This window comes from Microvirga sp. P4_G7 (assembly GCF_056401005.1).
Window position 1 is genome coordinate 1 of sequence record NZ_JBFUKD010001045.1, and the last position, 870, is coordinate 870.

Here is an 870-nt window from a genome sequence, read left to right on the forward strand (position 1 = left end):
CCGACTCGTCGCCTGGATCCACACTGTGGTGGATCTCCTTGGTCGCCTTCCACACCAGGAAGAGACCACCGGCGACGAGAATGATGTCCCGCCACGAGAAGCCGTGGCCGAATGCGGTGAAGATCGGCACCGTCAATTGAACGATGATCGCCACCGTCGCCAACAGGGCCAGGCGCAGGATCAGCGCCAGACCGATTCCGATCCGACGCGCCCTTTGTTGTTGATGTTCTGGAAGCTTGTTCGTCAGAATAGAGATGAAAATGAGGTTATCGATCCCGAGGACCACCTCCATGGCAATCAAGGTCGCCAAGGCCGCCCAAGCGGCGGGATCGACAGCAAGCGTTAAAATCTGATCCATAAGCTTATCCGTTTAAGTCGAAACGGATATGTTGCCGTTGAGGCTATTCTGCAAGGCGCGTCCGAATTTTTGACTACACGTTGCTAACGTTGACGTGCCTTTCGGGCAGCATAACGGGCATCGCGCGCCGCTTTCTGCTCGATTTCCAGGGCGGCTTCCCGTTCAGCAATCTCGGCGGCGCTCCGGACCTGGTCGGTCGCGCGCTGTTCGCGCTCGGCAATCTCGCGGGCCTGCCGCTCGGCGGCATCGCGCTCTTTGTCGGCTTGCTTCTTGGCTTCGCGCTCGGCAATCCGCGCTTCGCGGGCGGCGCTGACGGCCTCTCGCTCCTTGCGACGTTCGGCGACCGCCGGATCATCGGCGCTCGGTCTTGCCAAAAAGCGCTCCTGCATCGCCTTGCGGGCGTTCTCCGCAGCGCTCAATCGATCGCTGAAGCCTTTGTCACGAAACCCACTCATCCCTTGATCTCACTTTCTCTAACGGCGCGCTCGGTCATACCGGATTTGATCCGATAG

General features: G+C 59.8%; 2 protein-coding genes. Both read right to left on the bottom strand.

Going from position 1 to position 870, the window contains the following annotated elements; genetic code table 11:
- On the bottom strand, window positions 1-358 hold a 358-nt coding region (locus AC1DT3_RS22900; RefSeq protein WP_477467456.1), incomplete at its 3' end, for a TerC family protein.
- A gap of 83 nt (window positions 359-441) precedes the next feature.
- Window positions 442-813 (bottom strand): DUF6481 family protein, encoded by a 372-nt coding sequence (locus AC1DT3_RS22905; protein WP_477467457.1) that lies wholly within the window; start codon window positions 811-813, stop codon window positions 442-444.
- Between the last annotated feature and the right edge of the window lie 57 nt (window positions 814-870).

Bases quoted from the DNA above. Each gene is read 5' to 3' on its own strand.
- AC1DT3_RS22905 (WP_477467457.1), bottom strand. From the start codon at position 813: ATGAGTGGGTTTCGTGACAAAGGCTTCAGCGATCGATTGAGCGCTGCG.